This window comes from Vibrio sp. D401a (assembly GCF_030248515.1).
Lineage (GTDB): Bacteria > Pseudomonadota > Gammaproteobacteria > Enterobacterales > Vibrionaceae > Vibrio > Vibrio rotiferianus.
The window spans coordinates 1-4,185 of the sequence record NZ_JAHGAI010000020.1; the positions used below are offsets into that span (position 1 = coordinate 1).

The window sequence follows — 4,185 nt, forward strand, 5'->3', positions numbered from 1 at the left end:
CTTGAACAGTTTGTTATGTTTGTGCTGACGTAGCTAGACAAACTTATGGTTGTATAGAGGTAAAATGTTGATCACTGGTTCTTCGTAAGGGTGAATTGTTCGAATAGCATCAAGTGCAGCTTGAACTAAAGGCTCTTGGCATCTAACGTCAATTCTGACCTCTTCACCAAAGTTAATTTCCCCCTTCTTGCCAGTAACAGGTTCCGAGCCTTCAGTTGGTCTCCAGAACCCTGAAATTTTTACGATAGAAATAACACTGTCATAGTCACCCACAACACCTGCACCAACTGAGTTGAGTGCATCACGGATAGCTACAACTTCTGTTTCAGGTGCATAGATTTCTAGCTTGAATTCCATCATTTTCTCCCAAAAAACATAACGCCGCGTTAAGTAGTGAGCAACGCCAGCCACATAACCTAAACCATTACACCTTAACCACTTAACCCAACTTAGAACGCAAAACGCCAAGCGTTGGGAATCTGTCTTAAACGCCTTGTTATGTTGCTGACTCAAGGTACAATCGCAAGCTTTATAACAAGGACTAGACGCGATGCTATTTAACAACAATATCGATGAGATGAATAACTATTTGGAATGTTTCTGTAAACAACCACATGTCAAATCACTTGATAGCATTTCAGATGAACAGATTAACTTGCTTCTGGATTTCTTAGCACTGGCCCACAAGTTAAAATGTGATATCTACGCGACCAGAAACCTTAACAGCCCACACTTTCTTGGTATCGGGGCCTTCGCTTTGTCACAAGAGCGCCCACCACATGGAAACCTATTTATCAAAGTAGAGCGAGAGCAACTTCACCTCACATTTGAACTCGATGCTTGCAGCCAAGATAACTTGTTAACACCAACCCGAGTGATTGATGCACTCACTTATCTCATCGACAATTCAGGTCAGGCACTTCTCCCTGAAGATTACAACTAGTGATTGCAACATAACGCCTTGCTAAGGTGTGAGTAACGCAATACAAAAGCTACCGCACAGCGCCTTAATCACCATAAGCCACCGCAAAGTAAAAATGCCACGCGTTGCGAATCACTCTAAAATGCTTTGTTATGTTTCATACGTCGCTACTTGCCTAAATGACTCCATGCTACCGTCAAAAGGCCGGTCAAATTGGGAGCTATCTAGAGAGCCTATCTTATTTACAGATAGCCATGTAGCTTCACATTCCTCGCGGTTAAATAAAGCTTCATTTGTAGCAGAATCTACAAATTTGTTAATCCAGCCCTGATCACACCTAGGACACCATCTCTTTAACTCCTGCATTTGGAGCAAACAAAATACCTTACACCTTTCGGACTTTCTCCTACTTCACCTAGCGTCTCAGTATTGCAAGTTTGACATAGTAATTTGTTCATAATACTTCCTGAAACATAACGCCCAATTAAGGTGTGAAGCAGGCGACCAAGACACTTAATCTGACCACCGTAATCACTGAACTCAACCCAAACCAAAAATGCCAAGCGTGCTGAATCACTCTTAAATTGTTTGTTAGCTTAATTACTTGAACCGTTCTGTATACTCATTTAACACCCATCCCTCCAATGGCTCTCCATTCTTTTGAGGCACAGCAACCTTAACCCAACTCCGATCTTTCTCCAGAACATTCACCAATTGACCAAATTCTAAATGTGTAATAATTTCAACTTTTGTAGACGCAGAGATTCTTAATCGAACACCATTACCGCTTATAAACCTGTTTGCGGGTGTAGTCTCTATACCATTTTTCTGAGGCAATTTTTTGATCGTATTTTTCTGTACTCGAAGCGGCTCATCACTTTCTTTAAGAAAGTCTGTCAATAATGGTTGTAAATATGTCGCTACAACCAACGGCATCACAATATAATTAAATATATATTTGAGAAACAACAAAAGAAATACAGGTACTCTTTGTACTCCTTTCGTTTCATCCATATTAGACGTTGTGTCTCGTTGAAGGCTATTACCAACTTCTGATAATGCTTCTGAAAACTCGGTTAATTCTTGTTCGGTATATAAAGAGTTTAAAGTGTCAAATCGCTTTAGCGATGCCACATCTATTACAGAGTTGAAAATACCATGGTGCTGTAAAGACTCTACTTGAGCAACCATATCTGAAACGCTAAGGTGTTGTAAAGACGCCGCTTGAGCAACCATATCTGAGACGTTAAGGTGTTGCAAAGACGCCGCTTGAGCAACCATATCTGTAACGTTAAGGTGTTGTAAAGACGCTGCTTTGGCAACCATATCTGTAACGTCAAGGTGTTGTAAAGACGCTGCTTTAGCAACCATATCTGTAACGTCAAGGTGTTGTAAAGACGCTGCTTTGGCAACTACATCTGAAATACTGAGGTGTTGTAAAGACGCTGCTTTGGCAACAGCTTCCATTTGAGTTGACAATGACTGACTGGTTTTGAATGTCATAATTTTCTCATACCTCATTAGTGAAGTGCACTCTATTTAATAATAAACAACACTATGATACTTCCATATTAGCTCAGATGTCATTTTGCCGATTAAGCTAACGCCCTGTTGAGGTGTGAGCAACGCAATACCGATGCCGCCGCATACCACCTTAATCACTTAAACCAACGCATATTAAAAATGCCACGCGTTGCGAATCACTCTTAAACAGTTTGTTATGAGTACGACTTGCACAATAAGATGCGATTACCTGACTGCCTTATAGTATACTTATTACCCGCAATCCTTTCACTGGCATAAGATGCACTAACAAACTTTAAAGAATAGCCTGCTAATACGAAAAAGATTGCTATTGGAACCAACCATGCAGTTTGCTGAGATTCTAAAAAGTAGTAGAAGCATAAGGTTAATAGTAGTGAAAAGAACCAATAGAAAGCATTGGACAAATACTTTTTAAGCTTGTGAAATTTTGGCTTTTCGTATTTGCCATCTTCATAGCTGATGGAGCTTTTACACCTCTTAAGATCATTTATAAACTCTGTCGGTCTATTTAGATTACAACAGTGTTGAATCTCTTCAAAGGATAAAGCAAAACCAAAGTAGTTAGCAAATCCCTGCTCTATAACGATAGGGTTCTTAAGGCTCAGGTCAGAATCAAATACCTGTAAAAAAGCTCGTACTTCTTAAATTTGTTGGATGAAGATGTTGCAATCGAGATGTTGAAGCGCTCATACATAAGCAGCAACAAAAACAGAGTTAGTATAACAAATATAACCCATGTCGATTCTTGACCAAGGTTCTCACTCAATAGCTCTAACCATTTCGAAAAGATATTTTCCATTTCACTAATTTCCAATAGTACTCATAACGCCTTGCTAAGGTGTGAGTAACGCAATACAAAAGCTACCGCACAGAGCTTTAATCACATAAGCCACCGCAAAGTAAAAATGCCACGCGTTACGAATCACTCTTAAGCAATTTGTTAGATGATTCTTTCAACCCTGCCGCAACATCACTATATAGATCAACTATCTGATTAACATCTCGCTCCATTATCATAAGGAGCATCGTTCTATTTCCCAAGTCTCGGCTAGATAGAAGATCATTTAGATCGGCTAATTTCGCAAGATCTCTATTATACTTTTTTACAGCTTCACTAAGGCTTAGAATTTTATTAAACAATGTTTTATCTTTAATAATTCCGCTTTCTAAAATTCGGTTAAACTGAGTTTCCTCTAGGCTCACAAAATATGAATGCTCAACTAAGCTTACTTCTTTGCCCCTGTCTGGAACTTTCGTTTCTAAGAAGTGTTCAATTGCGCGCTCATTGTACTGATATGATGCTATGAAATCGGAAACTATCAGATCATGACGCTCTTGCTCTTGAATCAGGCGTTCCTTTTTATCCTGATCATAAACAGACAGACTAAATAGAAAAGCCAACACCGTGGCAATTGATGCAAAAATACCAAACAGTTCAAAAATTGTGGTTTTTCCTTCTTTTGAAACTATATTTTTTGTATACATTGCGTATAGTACACCTGCAAAAATAACAAAAATAGCAAATATTATTATGAGTAAATTCAGTGCCATATATATTTTGTCAAACCTCTCTAATTGATGAAACTAACCACATCATCTAACGCCCTGTTAAGGGGTGAGCAACGTCATACCGAAGTCGCCGCATACCACCCTAAACACTAAAACCAACGCATAATGAAAATGCCACGCGTTGCGAATCCCTCTTAAACAGTTTGTTA

At 39.1% G+C, this 4,185-nt stretch carries 4 protein-coding genes; 1 reads left to right on the top strand and 3 read right to left on the bottom strand.

All coding sequences use genetic code 11. From position 1 onward, the window contains the following. Nucleotides 1-33: 33 nt before the first annotated feature. Nucleotides 34-360, bottom strand: a complete 327-nt coding sequence (locus tag KIV41_RS10115) for a hypothetical protein (RefSeq protein WP_237282401.1) — start codon at nt 358-360, stop codon at nt 34-36. Between the two features lie 190 nt (nt 361-550). Here KIV41_RS10115 and KIV41_RS10120 point away from each other — a divergent pair, with 190 nt between their 5' ends. Beyond that, nucleotides 551-943, top strand: a complete 393-nt coding sequence (locus tag KIV41_RS10120) for a hypothetical protein (RefSeq protein WP_252040555.1) — start codon at nt 551-553, stop codon at nt 941-943. A 579-nt stretch (nt 944-1,522) separates the two neighbouring features. Here the strand turns inward: KIV41_RS10120 and KIV41_RS10130 are convergent. Together KIV41_RS10130 and KIV41_RS10140 are read right to left on the bottom strand one after the other, a co-directional pair. Continuing rightward, complete coding sequence (locus tag KIV41_RS10130) at nt 1,523-2,425, bottom strand: SH3 domain-containing protein (RefSeq protein WP_285336272.1); 903 nt, start codon at nt 2,423-2,425, stop codon at nt 1,523-1,525. Between the two features lie 957 nt (nt 2,426-3,382). Continuing rightward, nucleotides 3,383-4,018 carry a hypothetical protein gene (locus KIV41_RS10140; protein ID WP_252040559.1) on the bottom strand — a complete coding sequence of 212 codons (636 nt, stop codon included), beginning with the start codon at nt 4,016-4,018 and terminating at the stop codon, nt 3,383-3,385. Between the last annotated feature and the right edge of the window lie 167 nt (nt 4,019-4,185).

Coding starts and splice junctions, on each gene's coding strand:
- KIV41_RS10130 (WP_285336272.1), bottom strand. CDS start 2,425: ATGACATTCAAAACCAGTCAGTCATTGTCAACTCAAATGGAAGCTGTT.
- KIV41_RS10120 (WP_252040555.1), top strand. CDS start 551: ATGCTATTTAACAACAATATCGATGAGATGAATAACTATTTGGAATGT.
- KIV41_RS10140 (WP_252040559.1), bottom strand. CDS start 4,018: ATGGCACTGAATTTACTCATAATAATATTTGCTATTTTTGTTATTTTT.
- KIV41_RS10115 (WP_237282401.1), bottom strand. CDS start 360: ATGATGGAATTCAAGCTAGAAATCTATGCACCTGAAACAGAAGTTGTA.